The sequence below is a fragment of the Salinarchaeum sp. Harcht-Bsk1 genome, assembly GCF_000403645.1.
In the GTDB taxonomy this organism is placed as follows: domain Archaea; phylum Halobacteriota; class Halobacteria; order Halobacteriales; family Salinarchaeaceae; genus Salinarchaeum.
This window is the reverse complement of record NC_021313.1, coordinates 656,034-671,397: the sequence shown is the minus strand read 5'-3', so window position 1 is coordinate 671,397 and position 15,364 is coordinate 656,034. Positions and strand designations below refer to the sequence as shown.

Genomic DNA, 15,364 nt, shown 5'->3' with positions numbered 1-15,364 from the left:
TCGGTACCGTCCAGAAACGGTCGGCTGCCGTCGGCATTTCGCCCACCGATCGCCGTCGATCGAACGCACTCGACCGGCCGCCTCACCCACTTCCCCCGAAGTGATCGACCGTCGCAGTCGGCCCGGATCGGGCTCGACTACGCGGTCTGGTTGCCGTCGTCGCTGGCGTTGTCGTCGTCCGTCGCCGTCGCGTTGCTGTCGTCAGTCGTGCTCGTGTTCCCAGCGTCTCCGTCGCTCGTGTTCTCGCCGTCGGAATCGGTGGTGTTTCCGCCGTCACCGTCCGTCGTATTTCCGTCGTCCGTCGAGCCGTCACTGCTGCCCGACTCGATCTCCTCGTAGCTGACCTCCGTCTCTGAGGCGACCGGCTGGAACAGGAACGAGCCGTTGCCGCGCTTGACCGGCGTGAAGTCCGCGAGGAAGGTAGTGCGGTAGCCCTCGCGCACGTCGAAGGACTCGTTGAACTTCAGGGGTGCGTTGCCGGGCGTCTCGACGCTCGCTTCGCTGCCGTCGGTGAGCGTCCCACGGATCCCGCCGATGTCGAGCTGGAGGAACTGGTAGGTTCCAACCGAGAGTTCGTGCTCGCCGACGAGCTGCTGGGCCTCGCCCTGGAGCTGGGTGAGGTCGGCTTCCTGCGACTCGTCGAACTCGTAGTAGGTCCGGCCGTTGCCGTCCGCTTCACCCGCTTCATCGTCGTCGCCCGCTTCCTCGTCTTCCGCTTCGTCCTCTTCTTCCGCTTCGGCTTCTTCCTCGTCGTCCTCGGTCTCGTTCTCGCCGTCATCGTCATCCTCTGGCGGCTCGGCGTCCGTCACGTTGCCGTCGTCCTCCGTGGTGTTCTCGGTCGTCTCCGTCTCGTCGTCCTGGGACCCGGAGGCCTCGTCGCCGCTCGACTGCTGATCGCTTCCGCCCGGGGAATCCTCGGGCGGCCCGCCATCCTCTTCCCCGGCGTCGGTCTCGTTCTCGCCGTCTTCGACCTCAGTATCGTTCTCCCCATCCTCCACCTCGGTCTCGTTCTCGCCGTCTTCGACCTCGCCGTCGCCATCGGAGCCGCTGACCTCGGGGCCGACCCAGATGCCGTCGATGGTCACGATACAGGACTCGAAGTCGCCGATGTCACCGGGGTTGTCGGAGACAGCCGTGGAGAGCAGTCCCGTCGCGGACGAGTCGCCGGTCCCGCCACCGGAGCCACTCCCGTCTCCGTCGCCGGTGCCGGGAACGCTACTCGAACACCCCGCGAGGCCGGCCGTCGCCGCGGCGGCGAGGCCGCCTGTCAGTCGCATGTATTCGCGTCGGTCGATCAACGGAGGATCTTGCTGTCCCATACCCACTCCCTTGAGCCTCGGGTACATCAACCGGGACGGCCCTCACCCGAAATTCAGCACGCTTAATCCGAATTTCACCCGGTTGAACGGTGCTGAACGGTCGCGAAAACGGTCGGCCGGCTACCTGTATATGAGTATTGTGGCCGACGGGGCGTCTGTGGAGCCGTGAGAATCGGTCGTCCGCGGTCGTTGGCTCAGGCCACGCGCTCGAGCAGGTTCATGATCGCGCCCTTCTGCTGGACGCCGACCATCTGTTCGGCCTGCTCGCCGTCGGCGAAGACGATCAGCGTCGGGACGCTCCGGACGCCGTAGGACTGGGCGACGCGCTGGAGCGCGTCGATGTCGAGCTTCGCGACCGCGGCGTCGCTCTCGGCGGCGACGTCCTCGACGATCGGCTCGAGCATGTCGCAGGGGCCACACCAGTCCGCGTAGAAGTCCACGAGGACGACGTCGTGGGTCTCGAGGAGCTCCTCGAAGTGGGCCTCGTCCTCGACGTGGATCGGCTCGTCCGGGGCGTCGCTGCCCGTCGCGGCCTCGACGAGTTCCTGGCGCTTCTGCTCGCGAATCGCTTCGACCTCGCTGTCCTCGGTGTCACTCATCGACCGGTCGTACGGCCCTGTACGGAAAAACACTGACGCACGGGTGTCGGCGCGATGCACGACCGCCACTGCGTACCACGATTGCGTCGTCCGCATCGACGGGGATGGACTGCACGCACGGTCCGAAACGCTTAGTGGGGCCGCATTCCCATCCCCGGGCATGATCGACCCGCTGTTGCTCGTTTTCGGCTTCGGTCGCGAGGACCTGATCGCGAACGCAGGGATCGCGGGCGGTATCGCGATGTCACTCGCCGTCGTCGCGATGCTCGTCGTCTCCGTGCTCCCCGCCTACTCGGAGTCCTGGGCCGAGCGACTCGGTACGTCGAACACAACGCCCGCCGGCCCGGACCCGAAGGAGGTCATCCCCGGCCGAGACGAACCAATCGAGGCGCCCGGCCAGGCCGACGTCGTAGCCCCCGACGCCGCCGGCGACGACACGCTCGAGAATACGGGTTCCTCGGCGATTCCTGAACCCCAGACCGCGGGCGCGGACGAGGAGTAGCGGTCCGTCCAGTCCGATCCGTCGTCACCTACTTTCTCTCGGTCGGTTCGACCTCTCTCGGCCACTTCGAAATCTCTCGGCCAGTTCGACCACGCTGCGTCAGTTCGGCAACTCTTGGTCAGTTCGGCCCTTGGCCAGGTCGCCCATTTTCGGTCAGTGTGACCGCTGCTGGCGCTCCGCTACGTGGCAGCGCCCTTCGCTCCCAGCAGCCGCTCAACTGAAGAACTGCAGGAGGTCCTCGCGCTTTTGGTCCCGGAGGTGTTCGCCGACGGCCTCGGTCATCGGTTCGATCGAACCGCGCTTGGCCGTGATCGGCGCGATGGTGTCCTGCCACTGCTGCCAGGGCGGGTGGAGCCCCAGTCGCTCGGCGATCGCGTCGAGCGTCTCGTCGCGGTCGTCGGCCTTGTCCATCTTGTTGACGGCGACGACGGTCGGGATGCCCAGTTCCTGGAGGAAGCCGAACAGCTCGACGTCGTGGGGCACCTCGCCGCGATCCGCGTGGCGGTCGATGATCTCGACGGCGCTATTCGCGTCGAGGACGAGGATGCCGACGAGGATCTGATCCGCGTACTCCTCGAGGTACCGAACGATCGCGGTCTTGATCTCCTCGCGACGGTCGGCCTCGACGCCCTCCATGAACCCGAACCCGGGCAGGTCGGTCAACACGAAGTCCGGGCCGGTCCAGTCGTAGTGGTTCGCCGCCTGCGTGACGCCCGGCCGCCGGCCGGTGTCGAAGCTGTGGCCGGTCAGTTCCCGCATCAGCGTCGACTTGCCGACGTTCGAGCGTCCGAGCAGGACCACTTCGGTGGATCGATCCGGACGCTCTTCGATCATGGACCGTTTTGGTACCCGTCCGGGATAGGCGACGCGGTTCGACTCCGGCGTAGCGGTGCCGTCCTGACGGAACGGCGTATCGGACTGCGTTGCGTGGCCGCACGAGGGGTCGGCCGAAACGATTACCGCCCGGAGCGTCGAGTCGGCCACCATGAACGGCACCTCCTCACGATCCATCGGCCACGTCGTCGGGCGAGCGCTGCTCGCATTTCTCGATGCGCTCGTGGCTGGTTCCGCCGCGGCGCTCGCTGCGTGGTTCGCCGTCCCCGTGGTGTGGGTGAGTACCCGCCTCGAACTCGTTGCGCTCGTCGGGGGCCTCGTCACTGGGGTCGTGCTCGCGGTCGCGCTGGCACTCGCTGGCCGCGGACAGCGGCCCTTCCCTGCGACGCGGCTCGCGAAGGGTGCGCTCGATCGCGTCCCACTCTGGATCTGATCCCCGCCTGGCACTGGCACCGTCCCGGGGCTGCCAGCCAACCACAGCTATATCAGGACACCGGGCCACGCATCCCTCGTGCGACTCGTCCAGGTAACGATCCCGACCGGCAAGCGGCAGGCGGTCACCGACGCGCTCGAGGACGAGGGCGTCGACTTCGTCCTCTCCGACGAGACGAGCGGCCGGGAGTACGCCGCCGTGGCGCACTTCCCGCTGCCCGCCAACGCGGTCGAGCCGATCCTGGAACGACTGCGCGAGGCCGGCCTCGACGAGGATGCCTACACGATCGTCGTCGACGCGAACACGGTGATCTCCCGCCGGTTCGAGGAGTTGGAGACGGAGTACGCCGAGGACGCCGACGAGGATCGGATCGCGCGGGAGGAGTTGGAGTCGGCCGCGGACGGCCTGATGCCGACGTCGCGGAACTACTACGTGCTCACCGTCGTCAGCGCGATCGTCGCGACGGCTGGCCTCCTGCTGGATTCGCCTGCGACCGTCGTCGGGTCGATGGTCATCGCGCCGCTCGTCGGCCCGGCCCTGGCGGCGAGCGTGGGGACGGTGATCGACGACCACGAGCTCAGGGTGCGGGGCGTGGCCCTGCAGGCGTCGGGGATCGCCGCGGCGATCCTCAGCGCGGGGCTGTTCGCTGCTCTCGTCCAGGCGGCGAATCTGGTCCCGCCGGGGCTCGACGTCCTCGCGATCGACCAGATCCGCGAGCGGCTCGCCCCGGATTTCCTCTCCCTCGCGATCGCTCTCGGTGCGGGAGTCGCCGGCGCGCTCTCCCTCTCGACGGGCGTCTCGGCGGCGCTCGTCGGCGTCATGATCGCGGTCGCGTTGATCCCGCCCGCTGCGGTCGTCGGGATCGGCGTCGCCTGGGGTGAACCGGCGCTCGCGACGGGCTCGGCGGTGCTCGTCCTCGTCAACGTCCTCTCGATCAACCTCTCGGCGCTCGCGGTGCTCTGGTACCAGGGGTACCGGCCGGAGTACTGGTTCCGGGAGGACGACGTGCGAACGAAGACGCTCACGCGCATCGGGGTGCTCGCCGCCGTGATCCTCGTCCTGTCGGTGTTCCTGGGCGGGGTGACCTACGCTGGCTACCAGGGCGCCGTGGCCGAGGAACAGATCAGGGAGGAGTCGGCGTCCGTCGTCGCCGAGCACGACGGACTGCGGGTGCTCGATGTGACGGTCGAGGAGGACTCGAACCCGCTCACTGGCAGGCCGGACGGGGTCGTGATCACCGTCGGAAAACCCGCGAGCACGGAGCCACCGCCGATCGCCGCGACGCTGGAGCGTCGGATCAGCGATCGGGTCGGCAGGAACGTCGACGTCGAGGTCCGGTTCGTGGACGTGCAGACCCCGCCGTGAGCGACCGTCCGGTGAGATGAGCGTCGTACAGTGGAATGAGGGATCTTTCGGTGTGACGAGCGACCGTTCGGTTGGATGAGCGACCGTTCGGTTGGATGAGCGACCGTTCGGTTGCATGAGCGATCGCCCGACAAGCTGCATCGTCGGCCGAGAGGCTGCCTGCTCGTTCGACAGGCTTCGTGATTGTTCGATAGGCTGCCTGATCGGCCGACGTACTCGGCGAACTGCCGGCTCCCGTTCGAAGCGCGCACTGCGTCGGGCTCGGCCCGCGTTCAGCCGTCGTAGGGAAGCTCGGGCTCGAAACCGATCCGCTCGACTGCGTCGTCGAGCAGCTCGTCGAGGCCCTCGTCCCCGGTCACGCTGACGTAGTGGTCGGCCTCGACGTCGGTCGAGAGATCGCTCTTGTTGCAGACGGAGACGACGGGGACCTCGAACTCCTCGGCGACGTCCTCGTAGAGTGCGACTTGGTCCTCGATGGGGTAGCCGGCGGCCTCGGAGGCGTCGAGGAAGACGAGGACGCAGTCCGCGAGGTGCTCCAGCGCGCTGACCGCCTGGGTTTCGATCTCGTTGCGCTCCTCGGCGGGCCGATCGAGAAGACCGGGGGTGTCGACGAGCTGGTAGCGGACGTGGTCGCGCTCGAAGTGACCGACGCCGATGCCGGTCGTCGTGAACGGATAGGCCGCGGTCTCGTTCCGCGCCCGCGTCACGGCGTTGACGAAGGAGGACTTGCCGACGTTGGGATAGCCGGCGACGACGATCGCCGGTTCCTCGGGGTTCAGTTCGGGCAGCGTCCGGAGGTGCTCGCGGGCGTCGCGGATCAGCGTCAGATCGTCGTCGACCTGCTCGACGACGTCGGCGAGCCGTGCGAACGCCTGCTTGCGGTGCTTCCGGGCGGTGTTGCCGCCGCCGTGGACGCGTGGCTGGTACTCGTCGCGAAGCTCGGTGGCCTTCCGGCTTGCCCAGCTCACCTGTGAGAGCGCCTGCCGGAGCGCGTCGATCCCGGTCGTCTCCTCGACGTTGCCCTCGCCGTCCCGCGTCCGGCGGACGACTCCCTCTCCGGCAAGTACGGCGTCGGCGAGTTCGTAGTAGAACGGGTCCATCAGCTCGAAGTCCGGCCAGCCCTTCACCACGTTCTCGAGATTGTCGCCGATCACGTTCGCCGCCGTCTGGAGCATCGAGAGCTGGGCGTCGACGCCCGACTTCGCCCGCCCCGCTCGGGCCGCCCGGGAGAACGCCTGGTCCTCGAGCTCCTCGGCGGTCGGCGTTCCGGGGAGCCCCTCGAATATCATGGCCGTTCGTAGTCAAGCGAGCGACAAAAGGCCACGCATCCGTCCTCGTGGGCGATGGGTATGACACCCGGACTACCGCTGCCGATGCCCAGGCCGCGTTCGAACCTCGGGCTACCCTGCCGGGGTCCAGGTCCCGGAGACCCACTGGCAGGCCGACGGACAGGTTTAGGACCGGTCGACCGATAGGACGCGCCAATGCGACGACGCGACGTGCTCGCTGGACTCGCCGGTGCTGCGGGAGCGATCGGGGTCTACGGCGCTGCCTCGGTACTGACGAGTGGGGATCCTGGCTCGTACGAGCCGCTCGGCTCCGTCGACCTCGAGGGCACGCGGGAGCTGGTGTCGAGCGACGACGGCTCGACGGCCTTCCTCGCCGTTGACGACGGCATCGCGACCGTCGATTGCTCCACGCCCAGTGACCCGACGGTCCTCGCCGAACGCCGCGGCGTCCTCGCCGACGACCCCGACGGGCCGCTCGGCCTCGTCTGGGACGTCTCGCTGTCGGGCGATCGCCTGCTCGCCGCCGGTCCCGCCCAGCCCGTTCCCGGCTCCGCCCTCCAGGCTGCCCTCCTCTTCGACGTCGCGGATCCGGCCGATCCGCAGCTTCTCGACGTCTACAGCACGGAGTTCCCGATCCACAACTGCTATCTCGAGGACGGGTACGCCTACCTCACGGCGTACGACGGGGAGGGGAACCCCCTCGTGATCTGCGATGCCGGGGATGGAGTGCTCACGGAGGTCGGTCGCTGGTCGCTGTTCGACCACGATCCCGCGTGGTCGGACGTCCACACGGCGCTCCGGCAACTCCACGACGTCACCGTCCAGGACGGCGTCGCGTACCTGCCCTACTGGGACGCGGGAACCTACCTCGTTGACGTGAGCGACCCCACCGCACCGAGCTACCTCGGACACACCAGCGTCCGCGGACGCTCGGCGATGACGGACGTCGGACTCGTCGAGATCCAGCGGGGACTCCTCGCGCCGCCGGGGAACAGTCACTTCGTCACCCCAGACGAGTCCGGCGACCTGATCGCCGTCGGTCGGGAGGCCTGGGCGGTTCCACAGGGCGATTGCTCGGTCGGCGGCCCCGCGGGGATCGACCTCTACGACGCGAGCGACCCGACCGAGATCACCCACCACGCGACGATCGACCCGCCCGAGTCCTACGCGAATACGCGGAGCGGCTGGTTCACGACCGCGCACAACGTCGACCTCCGGGACGGCCGGTGCTACTCCTCGTGGTACTTCGGCGGCGTGAAGGTCCACGACGTGAGCAATCCGGGGGCGCCCGAGGAGCTTACCTGGTGGCGAAAGCCCGAGGAAACGTCGTTCTGGACCGCCCAGCACGCCGTCCCCGGCGAGTACTTCCTCGCGAGCAGTGCCGACGACGCCGCCGGCTACGCCGATTCGATCCCCGGCCGCGTCTACGTCTTTCCGGATCGCGAGGGGCGCCAGCCGAACGCGCCCGAACTGACGGCGCCACCGGAGGGCGAGCAGCGACTTCGGGAGTGCTGAGCGCGATCCTCGCCCCCGTTCGACGCGAGCTTACACGATCCGCCGGGTTTCGGGGAATTCGGATACCCACCACGGGTGGGACTGGAAGGGGCCGACCGGTCGACCCGGCCCCGACGACGGAAGCACTGCAGTGAGCGAGCGTAGCGAGCGAACGAAGCGCTCAACGAGTCGCGGCCGGTCGAGCGGGAGGGGGCTTCCAAGCTGTCTGCTGTCGCTGTCACAATGCGGTCCATGCGTGAACAAACGACAGCGTTCGACCCTTTCCCAAACAGAACCTCTTTCCACGCCGACCACCAACCCCGATACATGAGCGAGGTCCGCGACGAGGAACTGGCCGAGCGGGTCGAGGAGTGGCTCACTCGCCAGATGCCGATCATCCAGATGCACGGCGGGACCTCGAACGTGCGAAAGGCCGACCCCGAGACCGGCGAAGTCGTCATCGAACTCGGCGGCGGCTGTGCCGGCTGTGACGTCGGTGACATCACGTCGGGCAACATCGAGCAGGAGCTGATCACCTGGGACGAGATCGAGGAGGTCACCGTCCGTGTCCCCGAGAGTGGCGAGTCCTTCGGCGTCGATCAGGAGGAGTCGATCATGGGTATCGACCGGACCGAGGGCGGCCGCGGCGACGTGAAGGGCAGCCGCTGGTCCTGAACGGGTCGATCGATTTTCGGTGTCGCTACTCGCACCAGAGGTGTCGCCGCTGCGGATCGGACGTCGATTCCAGTAGTCGAAACTGCAGGGAGAACGAGCGAAACAGCTTACCGACTGCCGAGCTTCTCGCGGCTGATCTTCACGCCCGCCGGCGTGACGATCAGCTGGTCGTCGCCCTTCTTGACGATGTCGCCGCCGACCTCGTCGGCGACCTGCCGGAGGTCCTCGACGATGTGCTCGGTCGTCTGGTCCTCGGTGCGCAGGCGGGTGATGTCGGCGACGACGAGGTGGCCGTCGTAGACGGCGTCCTTGATCTCCAGTGCGTCCTGCTGGTCGGCGATCTCCGCGACGTAGACTTGCATGGAGGCGTCCTCGACCGTGGTGTCGACGCCGCCCACGTCGAGCTCGGCGTAGTCGTCGAGCTCCCGGGAGCCCCGGCCGCCGAGGATCTTGCTCATCAGTCCCATAGGCGTCCGGACCGCCGGAACCGGTAAAGGTCTTACGTCAGACGGAGTCTCGCCGTCTCCCGCGCTCTCTCTGCGCGCATCCCTCGTCCAGACCGTGCGATATCTTCGCTCGTCCCAGCGCTCACGGTGCTCCGGTGTGAACGCAATGCTATGACATTCAGTATCTGCGTCCGGGAACCGTACACCGACCCCGACGGCGAGGAGCAGTACCGCTTCGGCGTTGCCGTCACCACCAGGCTCGCCGCGGTCGGAACGCTCTGCCCGTTCGCGAACGAATACGGCGCCGTCGCGACCCAGAGCCTGGTCAACGTCGAACTCGGCGAGCGCGGCATCGAGTACCTCGCCGACGGACTCCACGTCGAGGACGCCCTCGATGCCCTCCTCGCCGCGGACGAGGGTTCGGCTCAGCGCCAGCTCCACGGCGTCGACCGCGACGGCACCTTCACCTTCTCCGGCGAGGAGTGCAAACCCTGGTACGGCCACCGCGAGGAGGACGACTTCACCGTCGCCGGCAACCTGCTCGTCGGCGAGGACACGATCGACGCGACCGCCGAGGCATACGCCGAATCGCGCCACGACGAGCCTGCTGGCCCTGCCCGCCCCGGCACCGACGGTACGGACCCGGCGCCGCTCGCCGAACGACTGATCGACGCCCTCGAAGCAGGCCACGAGGCTGGCGGCGACAAGCGCGAAGAACTCACTGTCCAGTCCGCCGCACTCATCGTCACCCGAACGGAGGACCGCGAGTTCTCGCCCTCCTACGCGGACCTCCGCGTCGACGCCACGGAGACGCCGATCGACGACCTCCGCGAGACCTACGAACTCGCCCACGACAGCTACGTGCAGACCCTGGAACGCTATGGCGACGCCTACGAGGAGGACGATATCGACGCCTCGGGCGAGGAGTGAGGACAGCCGCCGCCACAGCGGGCGCTACCTGCGGTCGCCTACGCGATCCAACGTATCGTAGCTTCCCTCCCTAACCGTCGTCGGGTGAGTCTGGGAAAGGTCCCCGCCGTCTGCTATCGCGGTGTCGCAGCCAGAGAACGATACTACAGCAGCCCTCAGACCACGAACTGGTACAGATCGTCGCCGACGTGGTGGACCGACTTCACCACCTTCCCGCTGTCGCCGACCATGTCCTCGCCGCCGACCATCGCGCGGCCGATGCCGAGCACTTTGCCGTGTGACTCCTCGGCGATCGCGACGAGGTCACCTTCCTCGATCGATTCGTCGGCCTCGACGATCCCCGGCCGCATCACGTCCGCGCCGTCCGAGACGAACGACACAGCGCCGGCGTCGACGGTAACGACGTGGGTCTCGGGCTCGAACCGGTTCGCGCCGCGAACGGTCAGGAACGGTTCGGCCTCGCCGGCCTCGTCCTCGACGTAGAGGACGTCCGGCTCGCCGTCGACGAGCACGAGGTCGAACTCGCTGTCGGCCAGTTCGACGAGTTCGTAGCTGTCGCCGTCGACCTCGACGCCCAGTTGGTCGGCCATCGCGTCCTCGATCGCGGACACCTCGTCGCTGCGCAGGTGGTGGCGCGAGCTGATCTCCATTACCCCAGTGTCGGGCGAGGCTGGTCCTATGCCTTGCGCTTGCAGCCGGCCTGGAGAGCCTGGGAGCCTCGGGAGACAGCGGATCGCCAGGGCACTGGGTCACTCTGCGAGTGGACCGTAGTGCAGGTCGCGGGCGATCCCCGCGCCGATCGCGAGCAGTCCGAGTACCGCAACGACGCCGCCTGCGAGATGCCACCGGCCGACGAACTGTGCGGCTTCGAGTGTCCAGAGGCCGGCGAGCAGCGCGAGTCCCCCCGCGACGATCGACTCGATCGATCGCTCCATACCACGTCGTGCGTGCCCGTCCCCTTCGGTGTTCGGTGCGCTGGGTCGGCCCGGACCACTGTGTACGCTCCGGCCCGTTCCACCGGTCGCGGGCCCTCCGGATCCCGATCAGTCGTCACGTCCCTGGCCATCGGGGGTTCGTCGCCGTAACGGGCATCCGTCTTCCGTCCCAACCCGTCGAGTATGAACCCACCGACGCTGGTCTTCGACGACGACTGTGGCTTCTGTACGTACTGGGTGGAGTTCGTCGCCGAACGCTCCGACGTCACGATCGTGGGATTCTCGGAGCTCTCCGAAGACCTCCGCGAGCGGCTGCCCGAGGACTACGAGGAGTGTGCCCACCTCGTCACCGACGGCGAAATCTACTCCTGTGGCGCCGCGATGGAGCAGGCGTTCCTCATGACTGGCCTGGGCGGGCCGGTCGCCGACGCCGTCCGGTTCGCCAGCGGCTTCGAGGAGTACGACCGCGTTCGCGAGGCGGGCTACCGGTGGGTCGCGGACCACCGCGCCACGCTCGGGAAGTTCGTCTCGCGACCGCCGCCGGCGCGGAGCGGGGACTGAGTCCCGCTCGGTTCGTCGATGCAGCCTGCCTCCCAGCGTCTCACTCAACCGCGCTGGAGCTCCTCGACTGCCACCGGGGGCACGTACGTGTTGACCTGATTTCGCACCCACCAGTCGCCGGTTTCCGCCCGCTCCTCGGGCGTGGTGTACCGGTAGCGATAGCGCTCGACGCGGACGTAGGTCGGTGCATCGCCGTCGAAGGGATCCGTCTCGAGCAGCGCCAGGGTCGCCTCGTCCGCAGCGAGTAGCTTTCCGAGGAACCGGGTGAACCACGGAACCCGGCGTGGCGTCCGGCGCATCGCCGCGAACCAGAGTTGCCAGTCGAGTCGGAGGTGATACGGCGCGACCTGGCGTGGCCGCTGGCTCACGTCCGTCGGCTTGCCCTGGAATTCGTAGGTTTGCCACTCCGTGTCCTCGGTAATCCGCTCGTCGGTCGTCCCCTGGATCACGAGTTCGTGGCGATCGCGCGTGATCGAACCGAACGCGCCGTAGGTGTTCACGAGACTGAGCGGGTCGTAGGCAGTGTTCATCACCTGGCGCTCGGAGAGCATGTTCTGGACGGGCCTGACGCTCAGGAACGCGACCACCAGCGCGAGCGCCACTGCGGCGATCTGGAGGGGAATCAGCGGCGACGGCGCGGCGCCGACGGCACTCGGGCCTGCCGGTAGTGCCGCCGTGATCGTCCCCACCGGAACGAACGCCGCGGCGAGGACGCTGTCAGTGAACGCCGCGACGGCCTGGACGATCGTCAGCGCGTTGAGCCAGGAGAAGTTCCCGGTCAGCATGAGCCAGGCCTGGAAACCGACGATGGCCGCGCCGCCGAGACTCGCGTAGGGCTGGGGCGCGAACAGCAGGAAGGGCACGGCGAGTTCGACGACGTGGTTGCCGAGCACCTCGACGCGGTGGAATCGATCCGGGAGGTGGTGGGCGAACCACGAGACGGGATTCGGGATCGGCTGGGTCTCGTAGTGGTAGTCCATCGCGGTGAGGTCGCGCCAGCACTCGTCGCCGCGGAGTTTGATCAGCCCCGCTCCGAACATGTTGCGGAAGCAGACCCACTTCACGAGCCAGACGACCACGACCGGCGGGCCAGCCGGGCCCGCGCCCAGGAACACCGCGAGGAAGCCGGTTTCCAGCAACATCGACTCCCAGCCGTAGCCATAGAACAACTGCCCGGCGTTGACGAAGGAGAGGTAGAGGCCCCAGAGGAGGAGCCAGAGCGCCATCGACGCCGGAATCGCGGTCCAGCCGGGGAGCCAGACCGCGAGCCAGTACGGCCCCGCGAGCAGCGCGACCGCGGAGAGGGCGACGCCGCTCCAGGCTGCGATCCCGATGGCGCGGTCGCTGGGGACGTAGTAGAACAGGCTCGGGCGCTCGGCGAACTCGGCGTGCTCGACGTAGCGATCGAGGGGCAGGATCCCGTCTTCGCCCGCGAGCGGTCGGAACTGGGTGGCTGCGACGAGGAAGGCCAGCAGGTAGAGGAGTGCCAGCCCGCGCTGGAGGAGGAAGCGAACGAGCCAGTAGTCCTCGGGGCCGGCGAACACGGCCGGAGGGTGCGCCCGCGATCGACGTAAGCGGTGGGGTCGACGGCCACGGATAGATGCAGGAGCCCGCTGTCCATCGCGAGATACAGCCCGATGCCAGGGAGTTATCTGGCGGCGGAGCGATGGTTCGAGCGAGCATGCGATTCGTCGAAGAGATCGTCGTCGACGACTTCCTTCCCACCGTCCGGGCGATGCTCGCCGAACGGCTCCTCGAGGCCGGGCGAACCCAGCGTGAAGTCGCCGAACTCCTCGGAATCTCCCAGAGCGCCGTCTCGAAGTACGCCGGCGGCGGGGTGGAACGCACCGAACGGATCGAGTCGGACCAGCGCGTCCGCGAGACGGTCGACGAACTCGCCGACGGACTCGCGAGCGGCGAGATCACCCGCGTCCAGGCGCTGATCGAACTCGAGGTCCTGATCCGCGAACTCGAGGACGGCGACCTGCTCGCGGCGATGCACGAGGCGGTCGTCCCGGAACTCTCCGAGCACGGGGGCGCTTTCCGCGTCCACGACCCCGACAGCGAACTCCGCACGAGCGAGCGCACGCTCGCCTCGCTCCGACGCGGCCTCCGCACCCTCGAATCGACGTCGGGCTTCGCTGGCCTCCTGCCGAACGTCGGCTCGAACCTCGTGGCCTGCGTCCCGGGTGCGACGACCATCGACGACGTCGCCGCGGTGCCGGGGCGGATCGTCGACGTCAAGGGCAGAGCGACGGGCTCCGGGGATCCGGAGTTCGGCGTCAGCGAGCACGTCGCGGGCGTCCTCCTCGCCGCCAGGGAAGCTGGCAGCGACGCCCGCGCGGCGATCAACGTTCGGTACGACCCCGAGATCGTGGCGACGCTGGAGTCCCTCGGCCACGAGACCATCGAGTTCCCCGCTGAAGAGCCCACCGACGAGGCCGTCGGCGAGGTCGTTGCGTCGAACCCCGACGCGACCGTCGCCTACCAGACCGGCGGGTTCGGCGTCGAACCGAACGTCTACGTGCTCGGACCGGACCCGGAATCGCTCGCGCAGACGATCCGAGAGGTCTGCCGAGCATGAGCGACACGGGCGGTCAGAGCCGTCGTGCCTCTTCTGGGTCGCCCTCGAGGTCTGCCGCCCGATTCCACGGCTCCGATCAGCAGCGTCTCGCGCAGGATGCCGACGACGCGACACGGTTCTACGACCGCTGGGCGAGTCTGTACGATCTGCTCGCGACGTACGCGCCGTTCGTCGGCCGGCTCCGCCGTCGCGCGATCGACGCGCTCTGCCTCGAACGTGGCGACACCGTCCTCGAGATCGGCTGTGGCACCGGTGCGAACCTCCAGCTGCTCGCTCGCGAGGTCGGTCCCCGCGGGACCGTGATCGGGGTCGACCGCTCGCGCGGCGTGCTCGAACGGGCCAGGCGGAACGCGCGGGGGTACCCCCAGGTCGAGGTGCTCCGGGCCGACGGAACGCAACTGCCGCTCGCCGCGCCCGGGTCCGAGACCGGACCGGAGGACCCCGGACTCGACGGCGTGCTCGCGACCTTCGTGGTCGGGATGCTCGAGGAGCCAGCTGCGTCGGTCGACCAGTGGATCGACCACCTCGGGCCCGACGGTCACGTCGCCCTGCTTCACCTCCGGCGGAGTGAGCACGCCTTCGCGCCGCTCGCGAACTCGGCACTGTCCGTGGCGACGATACTCTCGACCCCTCCGACGACGAAGCTTCGCTACGAGCGCGACCTGTCACACGCGCTGGACGCTCGCGTGCGAGCGGCCGGGGACGTCGTCCACGAACGGACCGACCCGACGCTCACTGAGTCACACCTGTTCGATCTCGTCGAGCTTACGGCCGGCCGACGGCGCTGAACGCCACGCCGTGGAACGACTTTTCGGCAGCTACAGCCCCTCGTGTGCTTCGATGCGCGCCCGAACGTCGTCGGGGATCTGCACGGTGGACTCCCCTGCCTGGTCGAGAAACACGAGCGTGGTCTCCGCCGTCGCAGATCGTTCGCCGTCGGCGACGATCTCGTAGCGCATCGGCACGCTGCTCGTCCCGAGTTCCGGCACCTCGGCGGTCACCGTGACCGACCCGTCCGTCTCGATCGGGCGCTCGAAGTCGATCTCGATGTGTGCGATGACGAACGTGTAGTCCTCGAACCCGACGTCGAACACCCGATCGAGATACTCCAGGCGTGCCTCCTCGACGTAGGTCGCGATCACGGCGTTGTTGACGTGGGCGAGGATGTCGAGGTCACGGTAGCGAACGTCGATTTCCGTCGTGATGGCCATGCCTGGAGATCGGCGGGCCGTGGCATCAACCCGGCGGTGGGCGAGGTGCTCGCCGGCGCCAGGGGAGCGGTACAGACGATCTCGAAGCGGGAGTGAGTCAGACGACTTCCAAACGGGACGAGGGCCGACGACTTCGAAACGGGAGGAAAGCCGACGACTTCGAAACGGGAGGAAAGCCGACGACTTC

General features: G+C 68.1%; 18 protein-coding genes. 9 read left to right on the top strand and 9 right to left on the bottom strand.

Annotated elements, in window-relative coordinates; all coding sequences use genetic code 11:
* Positions 1–137: 137 nt before the first annotated feature.
* Both L593_RS03235 and trxA read right to left on the bottom strand, forming a co-directional pair.
* Positions 138–1,277 carry a DUF4382 domain-containing protein gene (locus tag L593_RS03235; protein ID WP_020445494.1) on the bottom strand — a complete coding sequence of 380 codons (1,140 nt, stop codon included), beginning with the start codon at positions 1,275–1,277 and terminating at the stop codon, positions 138–140.
* A gap of 236 nt (positions 1,278–1,513) precedes the next feature.
* Positions 1,514–1,918 (bottom strand): thioredoxin, encoded by a 405-nt coding sequence (gene trxA / locus L593_RS03230; protein WP_020445493.1) that lies wholly within the window; start codon positions 1,916–1,918, stop codon positions 1,514–1,516.
* A gap of 160 nt (positions 1,919–2,078) precedes the next feature.
* Between trxA and L593_RS03225 the strand changes: the two genes are divergently transcribed.
* Complete coding sequence (locus L593_RS03225; RefSeq protein WP_020445492.1) at positions 2,079–2,420, top strand: hypothetical protein; 342 nt, start codon at positions 2,079–2,081, stop codon at positions 2,418–2,420.
* Between the two features lie 213 nt (positions 2,421–2,633).
* Here the strand turns inward: L593_RS03225 and engB are convergent, their stop codons facing one another.
* Entirely contained in the window at positions 2,634–3,254 is a 621-nt protein-coding gene (engB, locus tag L593_RS03220; RefSeq protein ID WP_020445491.1) for a GTP-binding protein EngB, read from the bottom strand.
* A 151-nt stretch (positions 3,255–3,405) separates the two neighbouring features.
* On the opposite strand from engB, the gene L593_RS03215 reads away from it, so the two are divergent.
* Together L593_RS03215 and L593_RS03210 are read left to right on the top strand one after the other, a co-directional pair.
* Positions 3,406–3,687, top strand: coding sequence for a hypothetical protein (locus tag L593_RS03215; protein WP_020445490.1), 282 nt, complete (start codon positions 3,406–3,408; stop codon positions 3,685–3,687).
* 78 nt (positions 3,688–3,765) lie between these two features.
* Positions 3,766–5,052, top strand: a complete 1,287-nt coding sequence (locus tag L593_RS03210; RefSeq protein WP_020445489.1) for a TIGR00341 family protein — start codon at positions 3,766–3,768, stop codon at positions 5,050–5,052.
* A gap of 272 nt (positions 5,053–5,324) precedes the next feature.
* Here the strand turns inward: L593_RS03210 and L593_RS03205 are convergent, their stop codons facing one another.
* On the bottom strand, positions 5,325–6,341 hold the full coding sequence (locus tag L593_RS03205) for a GTPase (protein ID WP_020445488.1): 1,017 nt from the start codon (positions 6,339–6,341) through the stop codon (positions 5,325–5,327).
* A 195-nt stretch (positions 6,342–6,536) separates the two neighbouring features.
* Here L593_RS03205 and L593_RS03200 point away from each other — a divergent pair, with 195 nt between their 5' ends.
* Both L593_RS03200 and L593_RS03195 read left to right on the top strand, forming a co-directional pair.
* Positions 6,537–7,856: an LVIVD repeat-containing protein gene (locus tag L593_RS03200; RefSeq protein ID WP_020445487.1), complete on the top strand. Its 1,320-nt coding sequence runs from the start codon at positions 6,537–6,539 to the stop codon at positions 7,854–7,856.
* A 306-nt stretch (positions 7,857–8,162) separates the two neighbouring features.
* Positions 8,163–8,510 (top strand): NifU family protein, encoded by a 348-nt coding sequence (locus tag L593_RS03195; protein ID WP_020445486.1) that lies wholly within the window; start codon positions 8,163–8,165, stop codon positions 8,508–8,510.
* A gap of 107 nt (positions 8,511–8,617) precedes the next feature.
* On the opposite strand, the gene sepF is transcribed toward L593_RS03195, so the two are convergent.
* Entirely contained in the window at positions 8,618–8,977 is a 360-nt protein-coding gene (gene sepF / locus L593_RS03190; protein WP_020445485.1) for a cell division protein SepF, read from the bottom strand.
* 150 nt (positions 8,978–9,127) lie between these two features.
* Between sepF and L593_RS03185 the strand changes: the two genes are divergently transcribed.
* Positions 9,128–9,886 (top strand): DUF1028 domain-containing protein, encoded by a 759-nt coding sequence (locus tag L593_RS03185; protein WP_020445484.1) that lies wholly within the window; start codon positions 9,128–9,130, stop codon positions 9,884–9,886.
* Between the two features lie 155 nt (positions 9,887–10,041).
* Here the strand turns inward: L593_RS03185 and L593_RS03180 are convergent, their stop codons facing one another.
* Both L593_RS03180 and L593_RS03175 read right to left on the bottom strand, forming a co-directional pair.
* Positions 10,042–10,536: an RNA-binding protein gene (locus tag L593_RS03180; protein WP_020445483.1), complete on the bottom strand. Its 495-nt coding sequence runs from the start codon at positions 10,534–10,536 to the stop codon at positions 10,042–10,044.
* A 99-nt stretch (positions 10,537–10,635) separates the two neighbouring features.
* A complete protein-coding gene (locus L593_RS03175) occupies positions 10,636–10,821 on the bottom strand; it encodes a hypothetical protein (protein WP_020445482.1) in 186 nt (61 codons plus the stop codon).
* Between the two features lie 183 nt (positions 10,822–11,004).
* Here L593_RS03175 and L593_RS03170 point away from each other — a divergent pair, with 183 nt between their 5' ends.
* On the top strand, positions 11,005–11,382 hold the full coding sequence (locus L593_RS03170; protein ID WP_020445481.1) for a thiol-disulfide oxidoreductase DCC family protein: 378 nt from the start codon (positions 11,005–11,007) through the stop codon (positions 11,380–11,382).
* A gap of 44 nt (positions 11,383–11,426) precedes the next feature.
* Here L593_RS03170 and L593_RS03165 read toward each other — a convergent pair whose 3' ends face one another.
* Positions 11,427–12,926, bottom strand: a complete 1,500-nt coding sequence (locus L593_RS03165) for a lipase maturation factor family protein (protein ID WP_020445480.1) — start codon at positions 12,924–12,926, stop codon at positions 11,427–11,429.
* A gap of 137 nt (positions 12,927–13,063) precedes the next feature.
* Here L593_RS03165 and L593_RS03160 point away from each other — a divergent pair, with 137 nt between their 5' ends.
* Positions 13,064–13,966 (top strand): thiamine-phosphate synthase family protein, encoded by a 903-nt coding sequence (locus L593_RS03160; RefSeq protein WP_020445479.1) that lies wholly within the window; start codon positions 13,064–13,066, stop codon positions 13,964–13,966.
* Positions 13,963–14,754: a class I SAM-dependent methyltransferase gene (locus L593_RS03155; RefSeq protein WP_020445478.1), complete on the top strand. Its 792-nt coding sequence runs from the start codon at positions 13,963–13,965 to the stop codon at positions 14,752–14,754. The genes L593_RS03160 and L593_RS03155 overlap by 4 nt, the downstream gene beginning before the upstream one ends.
* Positions 14,755–14,784: 30 nt before the next feature.
* Here the strand turns inward: L593_RS03155 and L593_RS03150 are convergent, their stop codons facing one another.
* Positions 14,785–15,177 (bottom strand): thioesterase family protein, encoded by a 393-nt coding sequence (locus L593_RS03150; protein WP_020445477.1) that lies wholly within the window; start codon positions 15,175–15,177, stop codon positions 14,785–14,787.
* Positions 15,178–15,364: the final 187 nt, after the last annotated feature.